The sequence below is a fragment of the Bradyrhizobium sp. USDA 4353 genome (assembly GCF_054063215.1).
Map to the genome: position 1 here is coordinate 3,511,710 of NZ_JBSSGB010000001.1, position 16,237 is coordinate 3,527,946.

The following is a 16,237-nucleotide window of genomic DNA, read 5'->3' on the forward strand; positions in this document are numbered from 1 at the left end:
CGTAGAGTGTCCTGATCGAATTCGAAAAGGAATGTAGAGTGTCCTGATCGAATTCGAAAAGGAATTTCGAAAAGGAATGCTGGCGCGCATGTTTCGATCAGGGCTGCTGCTCGCTTTCAATGTCGGTGTGTTCCTCGCGCTTTTGCTCACCGCCTCCGTGCTGCCGGCGCTTGCCGATGGCGAGCGTGTGATTGCGCTGCCCGATGCGCGTGCCATGACGTCGGACGTCGGCGATGATGCCGCGCGCCTCACCGCCCAACTGCGTCAACGGCTTCAAGCGGTGCCGTCGCTGCGCGTCGTCGACGGTCCACCGGTCCTGTCTGCATCTATTGACCGCGTTCCGGACTTTCGAGCGAGCTCCGAAATGCATGTCGACCTCATGCTGTTGGCCTTTGCATCGCGGACAGCGGACGGCCGGCATCGGCTTGTGCTGAGGGTCTGGGATACAGAAAAGCACACGCAGGTGATGGGGCAGACGTTTGTCTACGGTGTCGGTCAGCACCCCGAAGCCGAGATCGCCGAGACGACCGCGAATGAATTGGCTGCGGTTCTGCAATAATGAGACGCGGATCTGCGTTGGACGGACTCTCATTCCGCCCAATGCGCCCGCAGGGCCGCCGCAATGCTCTGCGGCCGCTCGACGATGCTCCAGTGGCCGGCGTCCTGCTCGACATGCAGCCGCGCGGCGTGCGCGTGCGCGAAGCGGCTGAGCGTGTCGAGGGGTACGAAGGAATCTTGCGTGGCCGAGATCACCAGGCCACGCCGCGGCAGTTTCGCGAGCCGCGCGATCCAGTCGCCGCCGAAGCGAAGGCCGTCGGCGGAACGATACAGCGCAAGGATCGCGCGCCGCATCGGCGCCTGCCAGGCGGCCGCTTCACGTGCAGCCATCTCCGGCGGCAGCCCGCTCTGTCGGAACATCCGCGCCATCGCAGCTTGCGAGGACACCGCCATGAAGATCTCACCGAGGACCCTCGTATTCCAGATCCGCGCGATCCGATGTCCGCGATAGTTGGGATCGAGTGCGCCGCCGGCAACCGCCCACGAGCGCACCAACTCCGGCCGTAGCGACGCCGCGCGCAGCACCAGCAGCGCGCCCCAGTCGTGCCCGACCAGGTCGAGCGGCCCGACCGCCGCATGCTGTGCCTCCATGAGCGCGACCAGCCAGTCGGCGTAGGCGTCCTTGGTGCAGGCGAAGCCGGCCGGCACATCGCCGCAAAAGCCGGGCAGGCAGGGAAGGGCCACGGTCTCGCCGAGGGCTGCGATCAGCGAGCCCCAGATCGCGGGCGTGTCCGGTACGCCGTGGAGGAAGATGCGGTTGGTCATGAACGCAAGTTACCACAGGCTCGATTTTCGTATTGGCCGAAATTTCTCTTTCCTTTTTTCGGATATCGTGCTTATCTCCGGACATCCCGCCTCATCGAAGAGGGGCGTACGCGTCGTCACGATACGTGGAGTGCGGGGAGCGATGGCCGCGAGGCGACGGTGGACGACCGGCGCTTTGCGGACGGCGAAGTCGTGTGGTCCTGGCACCCCGAAGCTGGTGTCAAGCTGCTCGCGTTCATGACGAGCGCGGCGGTGACGGGGGCAATCAAGCCGGTCCCCGGGGAGAGCGCGAAGTAAGTCGTAAAGCCGTTGCGCAGGGGAGGCTGGGAGGCGGATTCAATCGGTCGTCGCAACACTCGATGAGGAGGTTGCGATGGGGATTCGAAAGAGATGGTCAACGCGAGGCAAGCTGGGATCGATGGGGCGCCCACCAGTTGCGGGGCGTGCGGAACAGCAGAAATTTTGGCGGGGGATTGCCGCTGGGTTGAACAGCGAGAATGCTGCGCTGGCCGCTGGATTGGCCGATGCTGTCGGCCCCCGGTTGTTTCGAAAGGCAGGCGGCGTGGTACCAGCGATGTTCAGGCCGTCGGCGAAGCCGCTCTCCGGACGATACCTCTCTTTTTCTGAGCGCGAAGAGATTGCACTGCTGCATGCGCAGCGCCATTCTGTACGAGAAATAGCACGGCGCCTTGATCGGTCTCCCTCGACCATCTCTCGTGAGCTCGATCGCAATGCTGCGACGCATGGCGGCAAGATGGCCTATCGGGCGACGGCCGCCCAGTGGCATGCAGATCGATCGGCCCGGCGTCCCAAGCCGAGCAAGCTTGCAAGCAACGCGGCCTTGCGCACTTATGTTGAAGAACGGCTGGCTGGAGTTGTCGCGCCTCCAGGCGGCGCTCGGCGGAAGACCTATCGTGCGGGTTCGGACCAGGAGCGGCGATGGGCAAAAGCCTGGAGCCCCGAGCAGATCGCCCAACGCTTGCCGATCGACTTCCCGGATGACGAGACGATGCGGATCAGTCACGAAGCCATTTACCAAGCACTTTTTGTTCAGAGCAGAGGAGCGCTGAATCGCGAGTTGACGGCCTGCTTGCGAACGGGACGTGCGCTGCGGGTGCCTCGAGCGCGCACGCGGAAGCGCAGCAGAGGCTTCGTCTCGCCGGAGATCATGATCAGTGAGCGTCCGGCTGAAGTCGCGGATCGCGCCGTGCCGGGACATTGGGAAGGGGATCTGATCGTTGGCTCCGAGAGTTCGGCAATCGGCACGCTGGTCGAACGCAGCACGCGGTTTACAATGCTCCTGCACCTTCCACGGTTGCCAGGGTTTGACGACGGCCCCCGTACGAAAGATGGTCCTGCGCTCTCCGGACACGGAGCTGAAGCGGTACGCGATGCGATCACGCGCACCATCATCACCTTGCCCAAGGAACTGCGCCGCTCGCTCACTTGGGATCAGGGGGCCGAAATGGCCAAGCATAGCGACTTGACGATCGCTACGGAAATCCAAGTCTACTTCTGCGATCCAAGGAGCCCCTGGCAGCGTGGCACCAACGAGAACACAAACGGCCTGCTGCGGCAGTACTTTCCGAAGGGCACAGATCTGAGCATCTACGATGCCGACGAGATCGCCGCTGTGGCCGCAGCGCTCAATTCCAGGCCGAGAAAGACGCTGGGATGGAAAACCCCAGCCGAGGCGCTTGACGAGTTGCTGTCGGGAATGAAAACACTTGATGTTGCGACGACCGCTTGAGGCCGCCGGAGGTCCTGGCCGTACCTGTGGTTCCTGCCCCGTGCATTTCTTCACGCACGGGGGCCGCGGGTGTCGGCAGACGCCCGGCCTTCCCTGCACCCTCGAATGGCAGAGGGTTTCGATATCGATGATCAGCCCGGGCACGGACGTGCCGCGGGGATGGAAAGGTGCGTGCGGATGCTTGTTGAGTTGACGACGTCCATCATGCGTGATGCGCGACTCTGGTTTGTCGAGCTCCGTGTCGTCGTTGAAGATATAAGAGCGGGCGTAGTGCACGGTGCGCTCCCTCTCCCCGTTCTTCACGGGGCCGCGACGAGCTTCGCTCGCGCTGAGAGGGGTGGGGTGAGGGGCCGCCGCACGGGTGGTGCCGCTATCGAGCGCCCGACGTGCGAGTCCGATGGATCTGTAAGGTGGCTCCGTCAGTGCCATGCCCCTCACCCGGATTGCTGCGCAATCCGACCTCTCCCCGCAGGGGCGGGGAGAGGTTGCACCGCTCGTGCGGCGCGAGATCGCTGCAATGAATCTCGGAATCTCGTCTGTCGATGCGAACGGGCTCTTACGGCAGCAGCCGCTGCGCAGGCGTCATGACCCCAGCCCCCCAATACGTCACCCCTCCTGACCCTTATTCGGCGTTGCGAGGCCCTCTTATTCCCGGTAGAAGCACCGTCGAGGACACCCGGCAACATTCCGTCAATGGTTTTGCCGCACCATTTTCGTGTCTTCGCAAAGGGTTTGGCAATGCTGATTCGCAGCGCAGAGATCGAGGCCATCGCCGGGGCAGACGCCCGGTCGATCGCGCTCGCCTCGCTGGCGCCTGCTCGCGGCCTGATTGGCGCGCTCGAGCTTCTGCTTCTTAGCTGCCCCTGAGGGCCGGCTGGGCGGGATGCGCCTGGGCACTCAGGGGGCTGCTTCGACACCGAACACCCTTCAGCGCCCAAGTTTCCAGAGATACTGGCACCAAGCGCACCACCTTCAGACTCCGAGGAATAGCCAATGTCCAATCCTGTTCAGTCCGACAAGGACCGCGTCGTCATTTTCGACACCACTTTGCGCGACGGCGAGCAGTGCCCCGGCGCCACCATGACGTTCGAGGAGAAGCTCAACATCGCGGCCATGCTCGACGACATGGGCGTCGACATCATCGAGGCCGGTTTTCCGATCGCCTCGGACGGCGACTTCGAGGCCGTCAACGAGATCGCCAAGCGGTCGAAGAACGCGGTGATCTGCGGCCTGTCGCGCGCCGGCGCCAAGGACATCGATCGCTGCGCGGAAGCCATCCGCCCGGCCAAGCGCGGCCGCATCCACACCTTCCTGTCCACCTCGCCGGTGCACATGAAGTACAAGCTGCAGATGGACCCGCAGCAGGTCTATGAGCTGGTGGTCTCCTCGGTGACGCGCGCGCGCAACCACACCGACGACGTCGAATGGTCGTCCGAGGACGGCACCCGCACCGAGTTCGACTTCCTGTGCCGCTGCGTCGAGGCCGCGATCAAGGCCGGCGCCACCACCATCAACATTCCGGACACCGTCGGCTACGCGGTGCCGGAGGAATATTTCGATCTGTTCAAGCGCGTGCGCGAGACGGTGCCGAACTCCGACAAGGCGGTGTTCTCCGTGCATTGCCACAACGACCTCGGCATGGCCGTTGCCAATTCAATGGCCGGCGTGCGCGCGGGCGCCCGCCAGATCGAATGCACCATCAACGGCATCGGCGAGCGCGCCGGCAATGCGGCGCTGGAAGAGGTCGTGATGGCGATGCGCGTGCGCAACGACAAGCTGCCGTTCTGGAACAAGATCGACACCACGCAGCTGACCCATGCCTCGAAGGTGGTGTCGGCGGCGACCTCGTTCCCGGTGCAGTACAACAAGGCCATCGTCGGCCGGAACGCGTTCGCGCATGAGAGCGGCATCCATCAGGACGGCATGCTGAAGAACGCGCAGACCTACGAGATCATGCTGCCGGAGACGGTCGGCGTGAAGCAGACCTCGCTGGTGATGGGCAAGCATTCCGGCCGCCACGCCTTCATCCACAAGCTGGAGGAGATGGGCCACAAGCTGTCGAGCAACCAGGTCGAGGACGCCTTCGTCCGCTTCAAGGCCTTGGCCGACCGCAAGAAGCAGATCTACGACGAGGACATCGAGGCCCTGATCGACGAGGGCATGGTGAGCGCCCATGACCGCATCAAGCTGCTGTCGCTGTCGGTGATCGCCGGCACCCGCGGCCCGCAGCGCGCCACCATGAAGCTCGACATCGATGGTGTGACGAAGATCGAGGAGAGCGAGGGCAACGGTCCGGTCGACGCGGTCTTCAACTGCATCAAGTCGCTGGTGCCGCACGAGGCCAAGCTGGAGCTGTATCAGGTCCATGCCGTGACCGAGGGCACCGATGCGCAGGCCGAGGTCTCAGTCCGGCTGTCGCAGGACGGCCGCTCGATGACGGCGCGCGCCGCGGATCCCGATACGCTGGTGGCCTCGGCGAAGGCGTATCTCGGCGCGCTGAACAAGCTGGTCATGAAGCGCCAGCGAGACGTCGCGCAGGGGCATGGCGCCTCGGCGGCGGCTGCGAGCTGACCTCACGCGTGGTCATTCCGGGGCAGCCGCGAAAGCGGCTGAACCCGGAATCCCGAAGTTGGTTTGCACCTACGCCTATTATCTCGAGGTTCCGGGTTCGCGCGTTGCGCAGCCCGGAACGACGCCGTAGATGATGCATCGCAGCAAGCGAATCCCGCCCGTGCTGCTAACGGTCAATGGCATTTCCGCCAGTGACTCGCTAACAATGTCCTTGGCATACAAAGCGGGGGCGTCATTGCAATGCCCCCCGAATTTCGGGAGGACACTTTGCAGCAGCTCAAATTCCGCCATGTGATCGCCACCTGCGCGCTCGCGGTGCTCGCGCTGGCCGGCCCGGCTACGGCCGCCGATACGCCGATCGTGATCAAGTTCAGCCACGTCGTGGCGGCCGACACGCCGAAGGGCAAGGCGGCGGACAAGTTCAAGGAGCTGGCCGAGAAGTACAGCGGCGGCAAGGTCAAGGTCGAGGTCTACCCCAACTCCACGCTCTACAAGGACAAGGAAGAGCTCGAGGCGCTGCAGCTCGGCGCCGTGCAGATGCTGGCGCCGTCGAACTCGAAGTTCGGCCCGATCGGCATCCGCGAGTTCGAGGTGTTCGATCTGCCCTACATCCTTCCCGACCTGAAGACCCTGCGCAAGGTCACCGACGGCCCGCTCGGCGCCAAGCTGCTCAAGCTGCTCGACTCCAAGGGCATGACCGGGCTCGCCTACTGGGACAACGGCTTCAAGCAGATGACCGCCAACAAGAAGCTGGTGCAGCCGTCCGACTACAAGGGCCTGAAATTCCGCATCCAGTCGTCGAAGGTGCTGGAGGCGCAGTTCCGCGCGCTCGGCTCGATTCCGCAGGTGATGGCGTTCTCGGAAGTCTACCAGGCGCTGCAGACCGGCGTGGTCGACGGCCAGGAGAATACCTGGTCGAACATCTATACGCAGAAGATGCACGAGGTGCAGAAGTTCGCCACCGTCACCAATCACGGCTACATCGGCTACGTCGTGGTCGTGAACAAGAAGTTCTGGGACGGCATGCCCGCCGACGTCCGCTCGGCGTGCGAGAAGGCGATGAAGGAGGCGACCGAGTACGGCAACGGCCAGTCGGCGAAGGAGAACGACGACGCGCTGGCCGAGATCAAGAAAACCGGCAAGACCGAGATCGTGACGTTGACCCCGGAGCAGGACGAGGCGATGCGCAAGGCGATGATGCCGGTCTACAAGGACGTCGCCTCCCGCGTCGGCCAGCCGCTGATCGACGAATTCCTCAAGGAGACCGGCCGCAGCCCGATCAACTGAGCCTGACCTCGGAGAAGCTTGCATCGCCGCGGCGCGCCGCGGAGATGGTGATCGCGGAGATCGGACGATCCGTCGCCCGATCCGGCCCTTGCCCGTATCCTGGTGACCTCAATGCTGCTTCGTGCTCTCGACCGGCTCGAGGAGATCATCATCGCGAGCCTGATGGGCGCCGCGACCCTGATCACCTTCATCGCCGTGGCCCATCGCTTCCTGGTCGACGTCCCCGTCCTCTACCCCTATCTGTTCCAGATCAATCTCGCCTGGTCCCAGGAACTCTGCATCTACATGTTCATCTGGATGGCGAAGTTCGGCGCCGCCTATGGCGTCCGCACCGGCATCCATGTCGGCGTCGACGTCCTGATCAACCGGCTGAACGCGCGCTGGCGCAAGGGCGTCATTCTGTTCGGCCTGCTCGGCGGCGCCGTGTTCACGGCGATCGTCGGCACGATGGGCGCCAAATTCGTCATCGAGCTGATGCACACCGACCAGGTCTCGCCCGACCTCGAGCTGCCGAGCTGGCTGGTCTATTCCTGCATCCCGCTCGGCTCCTATCTGATGTGCTTCCGCTTCCTGCAGGTGATGTGGGCCTATTGGCGCGACGGCGAGCTGCCGCACCATGACGCCACCCATGTCGACGACATCGAGGTCAGTCCCAAGGCGCCGATCGCGCTGGGAGAAGCGTGATGAGCGCGGCGCTGATCTTCGGACTGCTGTTCGCCCTGATGTTGACGGGCATGCCGATCTCGATCTCGCTCGGCCTGACCGTGCTGATGTTCCTGTTCACGATGACCGAGGTGCCGATCGAAAGTGTCGGCCTGAAGCTGTTCTCGGGACTCGACAATTTCGGCATCATGGCGATCCCCTTCTTCATCCTCGCGGGCACCTTCCTGACCCGCGGCGGCGTGGCCCGGCGGATGATCGCCTTCACGACGTCGCTGGTCGGACATCTGCCCGGCGGCCTCGGCCTCGCCGGCGTCGCGGCCTGCGCGATGTTCGCGGCGATCTCGGGCTCCAGCGTCGCCACCGTGGTGGCGATCGGCTCGATCATGATGCCGGCGATGGTGCAATACGGCTATCCCAGCCGCTTCGGCGTCGGCGTCATCTCCACCTCCGGCGCGCTCGGCATCTTGGTGCCGCCGTCGATCATCCTGGTGCTGTATGGCGTGTCGACCAACACCTCGATCGGTGCGCTGTTCATGGCGGGCATCGTCCCGGGCATTCTGCTGGCCTTGATGCTGGCCGCCGTGACCTGGTTCGTCGCCTGGCGCAACGGCTATCCGAAGATGAAGCGGGCGACGCTCGGCCAGCAGTTCAAGGCCTTCCGCGAGAGCCTGTGGGGCATCCTGCTGATCTTCATCGTGCTCGGCGGCATCTATGGCGGCATCTTCACGCCGACGGAGGCCGCCGCGGTCGCCGCCGTCTACGCCTTCTGCATCACCGTGTTCGTCTACAAGGAGCTCAAGCTCGTCGATGTCCCCAAGGTGCTGCTGCAGGCCGCGAGCATGAGCTCGATGCTGCTCTACATCATCACCAACGCGGTGCTGTTCTCGTTCCTGATGACGCATGAGCAGATTCCGCAGGCGATGGCGGCCTGGATCATCGACAAGAACTTCTCGATCTGGATGTTCCTGCTGGTCGTCAACGTCATCCTGCTGCTCGCCGGCAACGTGATGGACCCGTCCTCGATCCTCCTGATCATGGCGCCGATCCTGTATCCGCTCGCGACCAAGCTCGGCGTCAACCCGGTTCATCTCGGCGTGCTGATGATCGTGAACACCGAGGTCGGCCTCTGCCATCCACCGGTCGGCCTCAACCTCTACATCGCCTCCAGCATCGCCAAGATGGGAATCAGCGAGATCACCATCGCGGTGCTGCCCTGGCTGTGTGCCATGCTGGTCTTCCTCGGACTGATCACCTACGTCCCCGAAATCTCGCTATGGTTGCCGCGCCTGCTGGGGATGATCTGAGGCACAGCAACGCAATGAAACCGAATTGCAGAAACAGAAAGGTATTTGAAGCAATTACATCTTCGTAAGGACGTACACTCTGTCCAAACTGTAAGTTGAAGGCGCAGGGCGGCAGGCTCATGCTGGTCCGGCTTTCCAAGGAGGTTGGCATGAGAAAGTTCACCATTGCCGCTGTCGCCGTGCTCGCCATCGCCGGCTCGACCGCGGTCTACGCCCAGCGTGGCTGGATTCATGATCACATGCATCACGCGCGGATGAATCCTGAAGACCGCGCCGCGATGCTCGATGCCCGCATCGCTTCGGTCCATGCCGGCCTGAAGCTGAGCGCGGACCAGGAGAAGCTGTGGCCGCCGGTCGAGGCCGCCGTGCGCGATCTCGTCAAGCTGCGGTTCGATCGCGCCAATGCGCGGATGAAGGCGGCCGATGATGCGCAGGACAAGGATGTTGATCCCGTCGCCCGTCTGCGCGACCGTGCCGACACCATGGCCGCGACGGCCGATGCGATGAAGAAGGTCGCCGACGCCGCCGACCCGCTCTACAAGACGCTCGACGAGGGCCAGAAGCGCCGGCTGTCGATGCTGACCCGGCCGATGGACCGCATGATGGGACCCGACGGCCCGCGCCACCACCGCTGGATGGAGCGCGGCGAGGGCGACGGTCCGCGCTTCGGCGATAACCGATTCGGCCCGGGGCCGATGGGCCACCCGCCGATGGACCGCATGGGCTGGTCCGACGAGGACCGCGACTCCGGGCGGCTGTAAGAATCGGTTAACGATCCCTCTGAATCCGCTGGACTTTCCGCTTGAGACAAACCGCCGCCCGCCGGCGGTTTTTCTGCATCGAAAATGGCAAATAATCGTCAGTGATCGCTGGACATCCCGGAATCGCTTTGCTAAACGACCGGCTCTCGCGGGGGCTTTCTCCGGATGCAAGATCCGGGCGCATAGCTCAGTTGGTAGAGCAGCTGACTCTTAATCAGCGGGTCCTAGGTTCGAGCCCTAGTGCGCCCACCAAGCCTCCCAAAATTTCTCAAACATCGGTCGTCGCCGCGAGCGCGCTCAGCGCGCGCCGGACCGTCTCGACCAGATCGAGCGCGACGGGCGACGGGCTGCGTTGAGGCGGAAAGACTGCGGCGAATTCGAAGTCGATGCGCGGCGAGAACGGGCGCGCGACGACGCCGCGGCCATCGAACTCGCGCGCGGTGAAAGGATCGCAGATTGCGACGCCGAGGCCCGACGACACCATTCCGCACATGATCTCCGACAGCGTCGTCTCGACCCGCAGCACGCGTTGGATGTCCTCGCGGTGGAAGACCTGGTCGATCAGGTGACGGCTCGTCGACCCCGCCGACAGCGAGATGAAGGTCTCGCCCTCGAAATCGCGCGGCACCAGCGTCTCCTTGGCTGCGAGCCGATGGCCGGCCGGCAGCACGGCGACGCGCGGCAACGCCGGCAGCTTCACGCTCGGCAGGCCGGCATGGGCGATTGGCACTTCGGCAAAGCCGACATCGCATTGCGCGTTCAGCACCCAGTCGATCACGATCGGTGAGATCACGCCGAAGAAGGCTAGGTTGAGATTCGGCCGCTCCTGCAGGAAGCCGCCGGCGAGCCGCGGCAGATAGCCATTCGACAGCGCGGGCAGAGCGGCGATGCGCAGCGTGCCGGTGCGGCGGCCGCGGATTTCCTCGGCGGCCGCGGTGATGCGATCGAGGCCGACGAAGGAGCGCTCGACCTCCATGTAGAGCGCCGTGGCGGCTGCAGTCGGGACCAGTCCCGTGCCGCGCCGCTCGAACAGCTCCATTTTCAGCAGCGCCTGGAAGTCCCGCAGCAGCCGGCTGACGGCCGGCTGCGTGACCGCCATCAGCTTGGCCGCCTCGGTGACGCTGCCGGTCAGCATCATCGCCCGGAAGGCTTCCACCTGCCTTGAGTTGATCCGGGCCATGATCTCTCATCCATAATATCTAAGCATGAATAGCGTGCCATTATTCATTGGACGATCAAAGGGGCGACTGCGATCTTTTTTGGCAGGGGCGAGGACGGCTCGTTTTTTAGGCTACGGGTGTCCGGTGGTCGGGCCGCCGCAACCACGAGGCCGGTCCGATCTCCCTTGCGGTCCTTAGATACCGCATCGTGTTCAGGGCAACGGGAGATCGGTCCAATGAAGCGCCTTCACCTATTCTCCGCCGTCAGCATCGGGGTGCTTGCCTCGACCTCGCTCGTTCAGGCTCAGCAGAAGACGCTGTATGTCGCCGGCTATGGCGGCTCGTTCGAGAAGACCGTCCGCGAGGAGGTGATCCCGCCCTTCGAGCAGGCCAACGGCGTCAAGGTCGAATACGTCGCCGGCAACTCCACCGACACGCTCGCCAAGCTGCAGGCGCAGAAGGGCAACCAGCAGATCGACGTCGCGATCCTCGACGACGGCCCAATGTATCAGGCCATCCAGCTCGGCTTCTGCGACAAGGTCACGGGCCTGCCCAGCGACCTGCTCGACATCGCGCATTTCAAGGACGACAAGGCGGTTGCCATCGGCCTCGTCGCGACCGGGCTCGTCTACAACAAGAAGGTGTTCGCCGAGAAAGGCTGGGCCGCGCCAACGTCGTGGAATGATCTGAAGGATCCGAAATACAAGCAGCAGCTGGTGATCCCGCCGATCAACAACACCTACGGTCTCAACGCGCTCTTGATGCTGGCCAAGATGAACGGCGGCAGCGAGACCAATGTCGATGCCGGCTTCAAGATCTTCAAGTCCGAGATCAATCCGAACGTGCTGGCTTACGAGCCCTCGCCGGGCAAGATGACCGAGTTGTTCCAGTCGGGGCAGGCCGTGATCGCCGTGTGGGGCTCGGGCCGCGTGCAGAGCTTCGCCAACACCGGCTTCCCCGTCGACTTCGTCTATCCGAAGGAAGGCGCCGTGAGCCTGCTGACGACGGCGTGCCCGATCGCCAAGCCCTCGGTGTCGCCGCTGGCCTCGAGCTTCATCAAGCTGCTGCTCGATCCGAAGATCCAGCTCACGATGCTGAAGGAATATGGCTACGGCCCGGTGGTGAAGTCGGTCGTCATTCCCGAGGGCGTGGGCACGATGGCCCCGATCGGCGAGCGCGCCGCCAAGGTCTATGCGCCGGATTGGACCGTGGTCAACGAGAAGCGCGAGGAATGGACCAAGCGCTGGAATCGCGAAGTCGAGCGCTGATAGTACTCTGTATCCCGGACGGCGGTGCGCTCCCTCTCCCCGTTCTTCACGGGGAGAGGGCTGGGGTGAGGGGCAGCCGCGCGACGAGTGTTCGCCGAGACCTGTACCCCCTCACCCGGATCGCATCTGACGATGCGATCCGACCTCTCCCCGCAAGCGGGGCGAGGTAGCACCGAGCGCGTTGCTGGACCAGAGATGATGTCCGGCAGTGTGAGATCATCATCCAAGCCAAACTACTTCCTTGTGTCGTTCGGAAACCATCGATGTCCTTCCTCGAGCTCGACCGCGTCGGCAAATCCTTCGGTCCCAACACGGCCGTCGAAGAGTTCAGCCTTGCCGTGACCAAAGGCGAGTTCATCTCCTTCCTCGGTCCGTCCGGCTGCGGCAAGACGACGACCTTGCAGATGATCGCGGGCTTTCTCGACCCGTCGCACGGCACGATCCGGCTCGAGGGCAAGGACCTCGTGGCGGTGCCGCCGGCCAAGCGCGGGCTCGGCATCGTGTTTCAGAGCTACGCGCTGTTTCCGCACATGACGGCGGCCGAGAACGTCGCCTTCGGCCTGGAGATGCGCAACATCGCGCGCAGCGAGCGCGAGGAGCGCGTGCGTGCGGCGCTTACGCTGGTTGGGCTCGCCGGCTATGAGGACCGTCATCCGCGCCGCATGTCCGGCGGACAGCAGCAGCGCGTCGCGCTGGCGCGGGCGCTGGTGATCCGCCCGAGCGTGCTGCTGCTCGACGAGCCCCTGTCCAACCTCGATGCGCGGCTGCGCGAGGACATGCAGATCGAGCTGCGCCAAATCCAGCGCAATCTGGGCACCACGACCATCCTCGTCACCCACGACCAGATCGAGGCGATGTCGCTGTCCGACCGCATCGTGGTCATGAGCAAGGGCCGGATCGAGCAGATCGGCACGCCCCAGGAGGTCTATGAGCGGCCGGCCTCCGCCTTCGTCGCTCAGTTCCTCGGCAAGACCAATGAGTTCGCAGCACATGTGGAGCGCGCGGCGGGACAAGCCAGACTGCTTGCCGGCTCCTGGAGCGCGCCGGCGCCGGCCGGAATCTCGGGCGCGGTGACGCTCAGCGTGCGGCCGGAGCGCATCAGCTTCGGCGACGCCGGTCTTGCAGGCCGGATCACGAGCCGCATCTTCCAGGGCAATCACTGGCTGTTCCAGTGCGACACCGAATGCGGTCCCGCGATCGTCATCCGGCAGAATGACGGGCAGCCGCAGCCGGAGCAGGGCGCCGCGGTGCATCTGAACTGGCAGGCCGCCGACATGAGCCTGCGCGCCGCGCGAGTCGCCGCATGAGCGCGACTGCCGCCACCGATACATCCGACGCTCGCGCCGGCCTCTCGCTGGCGCTGCCGGCCCTGATGCTGTTCATCGGCGTCGTCGTGATTCCGCTGGCGATGACGGTGATGCTGTCGTTCCACGATTGGGGACAGTACAAGGGCATCGAGCCGGTCTTCATCCTGAAGAACTGGATGGAGATCGTCGACGATCCCTACTACCTGGAAATGTTCTGGCGCACCTTCCGCGTCGCCGTGCTCGCGACCCTGATCACGGCGGTGTTCGGCGTGCCCGAGGCCTACATCCTCAACCGGATGCAGGGGCCGTGGAAGGGGCTGTTCCTGCTGGTGATCATCGGCCCGCTGCTGATCTCGGTGGTCGCGCGCACGCTCGGCTGGGCGCTCCTGTTCGGCGGCAACAACGGCCTCGCCAACAAGCTCTTGATGGCGCTTGGCCTGATCGATTCACCGGTCCGTTTCATGTTCACCGAGACCGGCATGATCATCGCATTGGCGCATGCGATGATGCCGTTCATGGTGCTCGCGGTGTGGACCGCGCTGCAACGGCTCGACCCGCAGGTGGAGAACGCCGCACTGTCGCTCGGCGCCGGCTCGCTCACTGTCGTCCGCCGCATCGTGCTGCCGCAGATCATGCCGGGCGTGCTGTCGGGCGCGATCATCGTGTTCTCGCTGTCGGCCAGCGCCTTCGCGACGCCCGCGATCATCGGCGGTCGCAGGCTGAAGGTTGCGGCGACGCTCGCTTATGACGAGTTTCTCAACACGCTGAACTGGCCACTCGGCGCTGCCGTTGCCGTGCTGCTGCTGATCGCGCTGGTGCTGATCGTGGTCGGCTCCAACGCGCTGATCGAGCGCCGCTATCAGGAGATGTTCCGATGAGCCGGAATGGTCCTGTCGCATTGGTCTTCCACACGCTGTTCGTGGTGTTCATGGTGGCGCCGATCGTGGTCGTCTGCTGGGTCGCCTTCACTCCGGAAGGCTTTCTTTCGATCCCGATCACGCAGTTCTCGCTGCGCTGGTTCAGGGCGCTCGCCAGCTATCCGGAATTCGTCCACGCCTTCGGCGTCAGCCTCTGGCTCGGCGCGCTGTCGTCCTGCATCGCGCTGTTGTTTGCTGTGCCGGCCGCGCTCGCGCTCAGCCGCTATCGCTTCCGCGGTCGGGACGCGCTGTCGGCGCTGTTCCTGTCGCCGCTGATGATCCCGCATGTCGTGCTCGGCATCGCCTTCCTGCGCTTCTTCACGGCCGTCGGCATCGGCGGCACCTTCGTCGCGCTGGTGATCGCCCATGTCGTGGTCGTGTTTCCGTTCGCGCTGCGGCTGACGCTTGCGTCCGCCACCGGCATGGACCGTTCGGTGGAGATGGCCGCGATCTCGCTCGGCGCCGACGGCTGGACCATGTTCCGCCGCGTTACCTTGCCGGCGATCCTGCCCGGCATCGTCTCGGGCTGGATGCTCGCCTTCATCCAGTCGTTCGACGATCTGACCATGACGGTGTTCCTGGCAACGCCCGGCACCGAGACCTTGTCGGTGCGCATGTTCCTCTACATCCAGGACAACATCGATCCGCTGGTGACATCGGTGTCCGCCAGCGTCATCGCCATCACCATGACCGTCCTTGTTCTGCTCGACCGCCTGTACGGGCTCGACCGCGTGCTGACCGCCAAGGGCGGCGACGGACGATAGGAGACCCTATGATGAAAGACTATGACGTCGCCGTCGTCGGCGGCGGTCTGCTCGGCTCCGCCATTGCCTGGGGACTGGGTCGGCTCGGCCAGCGCGTCGCCGTGCTCGACGAGGGCGACATCGCCAAGCGCGCCTCGCGCGCCAATTTCGCGCTGGTGTGGGTGCAGAGCAAGGGCCTGGGCATGCCGGCCTATACCGGCTGGACGGTGCGCGGCTCGAAGGCGTGGCCGAAGCTCGCCGACGAGCTGAAGGCGCAGACCGGGCTCGATGTGGTGCTGCAGCAGAATGGCGGCTTTCACCTCACCCTGGGCGAAGCCGAATACGAGCAGCGCACGCAGCTCGTCGCGCGCATGCACAACCAGGTCGGCGCGGCTGACTACCAGATGGAGATGATGTCCGCGACTGACGTGAAGAAGATGCTGCCGCTGATCGGTCCGGAGGTCTCCGGCGGCAGCTTCTGTCCCTACGACGGCCATGTGAATTCGCTGCGCACCTTCCGTGCCCTGCATGCCGGCCTAAAGACGTTCGGCGTCGACTATCTGCCGGAGCGCGCCGTCAGTGCGATTGTGCGCGCGGGCAATGAGTTCAGGTTGACGACGGCGCAAGGCGAGATCCGTGCTGCGAAGGTCTTGCTTGCTGCCGGCAACGCCAACCAGATGCTGGCGCCGATGGTGGGGCTTTCGGCGCCGATGGGGCCGACGCGCGGCCAGATCGTCGTGACCGAGCGCACCATGCCGTTCCTGCCACATCCCCTCACCACGATCCGCCAGACCGACGAGGGCACCGTGATGATCGGCGACAGCAAGGAGGATGAGCTCGACGATCGCGTCCAGAATCATCCGATCAACGCCGTGATGACCGACCGCGCCCAGCGCATGTTTCCGCATCTGGCGCGGCTCAACGTCGTCAGGAGCTGGAGCGGCATCCGCGTGATGCCGAAGGACGGCTTTCCGATCTACGAGCAGTCGCAGACTCATCCCGGCGCCTTCGTCGCCTGCTGCCATTCCGGCGTGACGCTCGCCGCCAACCACGCTTTTGAGATCGCGCGGATGGTGAAGGATGGCGCTCTGGACGAAGAGCTCGTCGGCGCATTCACGGCGAAGCGCTTCGAGACCACGGCGGGAGCCGGCGGCAGTGGCTACTACTGAAATGACGGCGCAGG

15 protein-coding genes and 1 tRNA gene are annotated in these 16,237 nt (G+C 64.4%); 14 read left to right on the forward strand and 2 right to left on the reverse strand.

All coding sequences use genetic code 11. The features are described from left to right. Positions 1–76 precede the first annotated feature (76 nt). Positions 77–559, forward strand: coding sequence for a hypothetical protein (locus tag ACVILH_RS15480; protein WP_456713666.1), 483 nt, complete (start codon positions 77–79; stop codon positions 557–559). 29 nt (positions 560–588) lie between these two features. On the opposite strand, the gene ACVILH_RS15485 is transcribed toward ACVILH_RS15480, so the two are convergent. Then, the gene (locus tag ACVILH_RS15485) at positions 589–1,323 is read right to left on the reverse strand and encodes an alpha/beta fold hydrolase (protein WP_456713667.1); all 735 of its coding nucleotides are present in this window, start codon (positions 1,321–1,323) and stop codon (positions 589–591) included. 373 nt (positions 1,324–1,696) lie between these two features. Between ACVILH_RS15485 and ACVILH_RS15490 the strand changes: the two genes are divergently transcribed. From ACVILH_RS15490 to ACVILH_RS15525, 8 genes are all read left to right on the forward strand, one after another. Further along, on the forward strand, positions 1,697–3,073 hold the full coding sequence (locus ACVILH_RS15490; protein ID WP_456712550.1) for an IS30 family transposase: 1,377 nt from the start codon (positions 1,697–1,699) through the stop codon (positions 3,071–3,073). 738 nt (positions 3,074–3,811) lie between these two features. After that, on the forward strand, positions 3,812–3,940 hold the full coding sequence (locus tag ACVILH_RS15495; RefSeq protein WP_456713668.1) for a hypothetical protein: 129 nt from the start codon (positions 3,812–3,814) through the stop codon (positions 3,938–3,940). A 126-nt stretch (positions 3,941–4,066) separates the two neighbouring features. Further along, entirely contained in the window at positions 4,067–5,644 is a 1,578-nt protein-coding gene (locus ACVILH_RS15500; protein ID WP_456713669.1) for a 2-isopropylmalate synthase, read from the forward strand. Between the two features lie 267 nt (positions 5,645–5,911). Continuing rightward, complete coding sequence (locus ACVILH_RS15505) at positions 5,912–6,931, forward strand: TRAP transporter substrate-binding protein (RefSeq protein WP_456716987.1); 1,020 nt, start codon at positions 5,912–5,914, stop codon at positions 6,929–6,931. 111 nt (positions 6,932–7,042) lie between these two features. Continuing rightward, positions 7,043–7,615 (forward strand): TRAP transporter small permease, encoded by a 573-nt coding sequence (locus ACVILH_RS15510; protein WP_456713670.1) that lies wholly within the window; start codon positions 7,043–7,045, stop codon positions 7,613–7,615. Further along, complete coding sequence (locus ACVILH_RS15515; protein ID WP_456713671.1) at positions 7,615–8,898, forward strand: TRAP transporter large permease; 1,284 nt, start codon at positions 7,615–7,617, stop codon at positions 8,896–8,898. Before ACVILH_RS15510 ends, ACVILH_RS15515 begins: the two co-directional genes overlap by 1 nt. Positions 8,899–9,047: 149 nt before the next feature. Beyond that, positions 9,048–9,659, forward strand: a complete 612-nt coding sequence (locus ACVILH_RS15520) for a Spy/CpxP family protein refolding chaperone (RefSeq protein WP_456713672.1) — start codon at positions 9,048–9,050, stop codon at positions 9,657–9,659. A gap of 176 nt (positions 9,660–9,835) precedes the next feature. Beyond that, positions 9,836–9,911, forward strand: a tRNA-Lys gene (locus ACVILH_RS15525). 16 nt (positions 9,912–9,927) lie between these two features. Here the strand turns inward: ACVILH_RS15525 and ACVILH_RS15530 are convergent. Further along, on the reverse strand, positions 9,928–10,839 hold the full coding sequence (locus tag ACVILH_RS15530; protein ID WP_456713673.1) for a LysR substrate-binding domain-containing protein: 912 nt from the start codon (positions 10,837–10,839) through the stop codon (positions 9,928–9,930). A gap of 216 nt (positions 10,840–11,055) precedes the next feature. Here ACVILH_RS15530 and ACVILH_RS15535 point away from each other — a divergent pair, with 216 nt between their 5' ends. The 5 genes from ACVILH_RS15535 to ACVILH_RS15555 all read left to right on the forward strand — a co-directional run bounded on the left by ACVILH_RS15535 (position 11,056) and on the right by ACVILH_RS15555 (position 16,223). Next, a complete protein-coding gene (locus ACVILH_RS15535) occupies positions 11,056–12,087 on the forward strand; it encodes an ABC transporter substrate-binding protein (RefSeq protein ID WP_456713674.1) in 1,032 nt (343 codons plus the stop codon). Between the two features lie 263 nt (positions 12,088–12,350). Further along, complete coding sequence (locus ACVILH_RS15540; protein WP_456713675.1) at positions 12,351–13,394, forward strand: ABC transporter ATP-binding protein; 1,044 nt, start codon at positions 12,351–12,353, stop codon at positions 13,392–13,394. Then, positions 13,391–14,272, forward strand: a complete 882-nt coding sequence (locus tag ACVILH_RS15545) for an ABC transporter permease (protein WP_456713676.1) — start codon at positions 13,391–13,393, stop codon at positions 14,270–14,272. Before ACVILH_RS15540 ends, ACVILH_RS15545 begins: the two co-directional genes overlap by 4 nt. After that, the gene (locus ACVILH_RS15550; RefSeq protein WP_456713677.1) at positions 14,269–15,075 is read left to right on the forward strand and encodes an ABC transporter permease; all 807 of its coding nucleotides are present in this window, start codon (positions 14,269–14,271) and stop codon (positions 15,073–15,075) included. The genes ACVILH_RS15545 and ACVILH_RS15550 overlap by 4 nt, the downstream gene beginning before the upstream one ends. Positions 15,076–15,083: 8 nt before the next feature. Beyond that, positions 15,084–16,223 (forward strand): NAD(P)/FAD-dependent oxidoreductase, encoded by a 1,140-nt coding sequence (locus tag ACVILH_RS15555; RefSeq protein ID WP_456713678.1) that lies wholly within the window; start codon positions 15,084–15,086, stop codon positions 16,221–16,223. Positions 16,224–16,237: the final 14 nt, after the last annotated feature.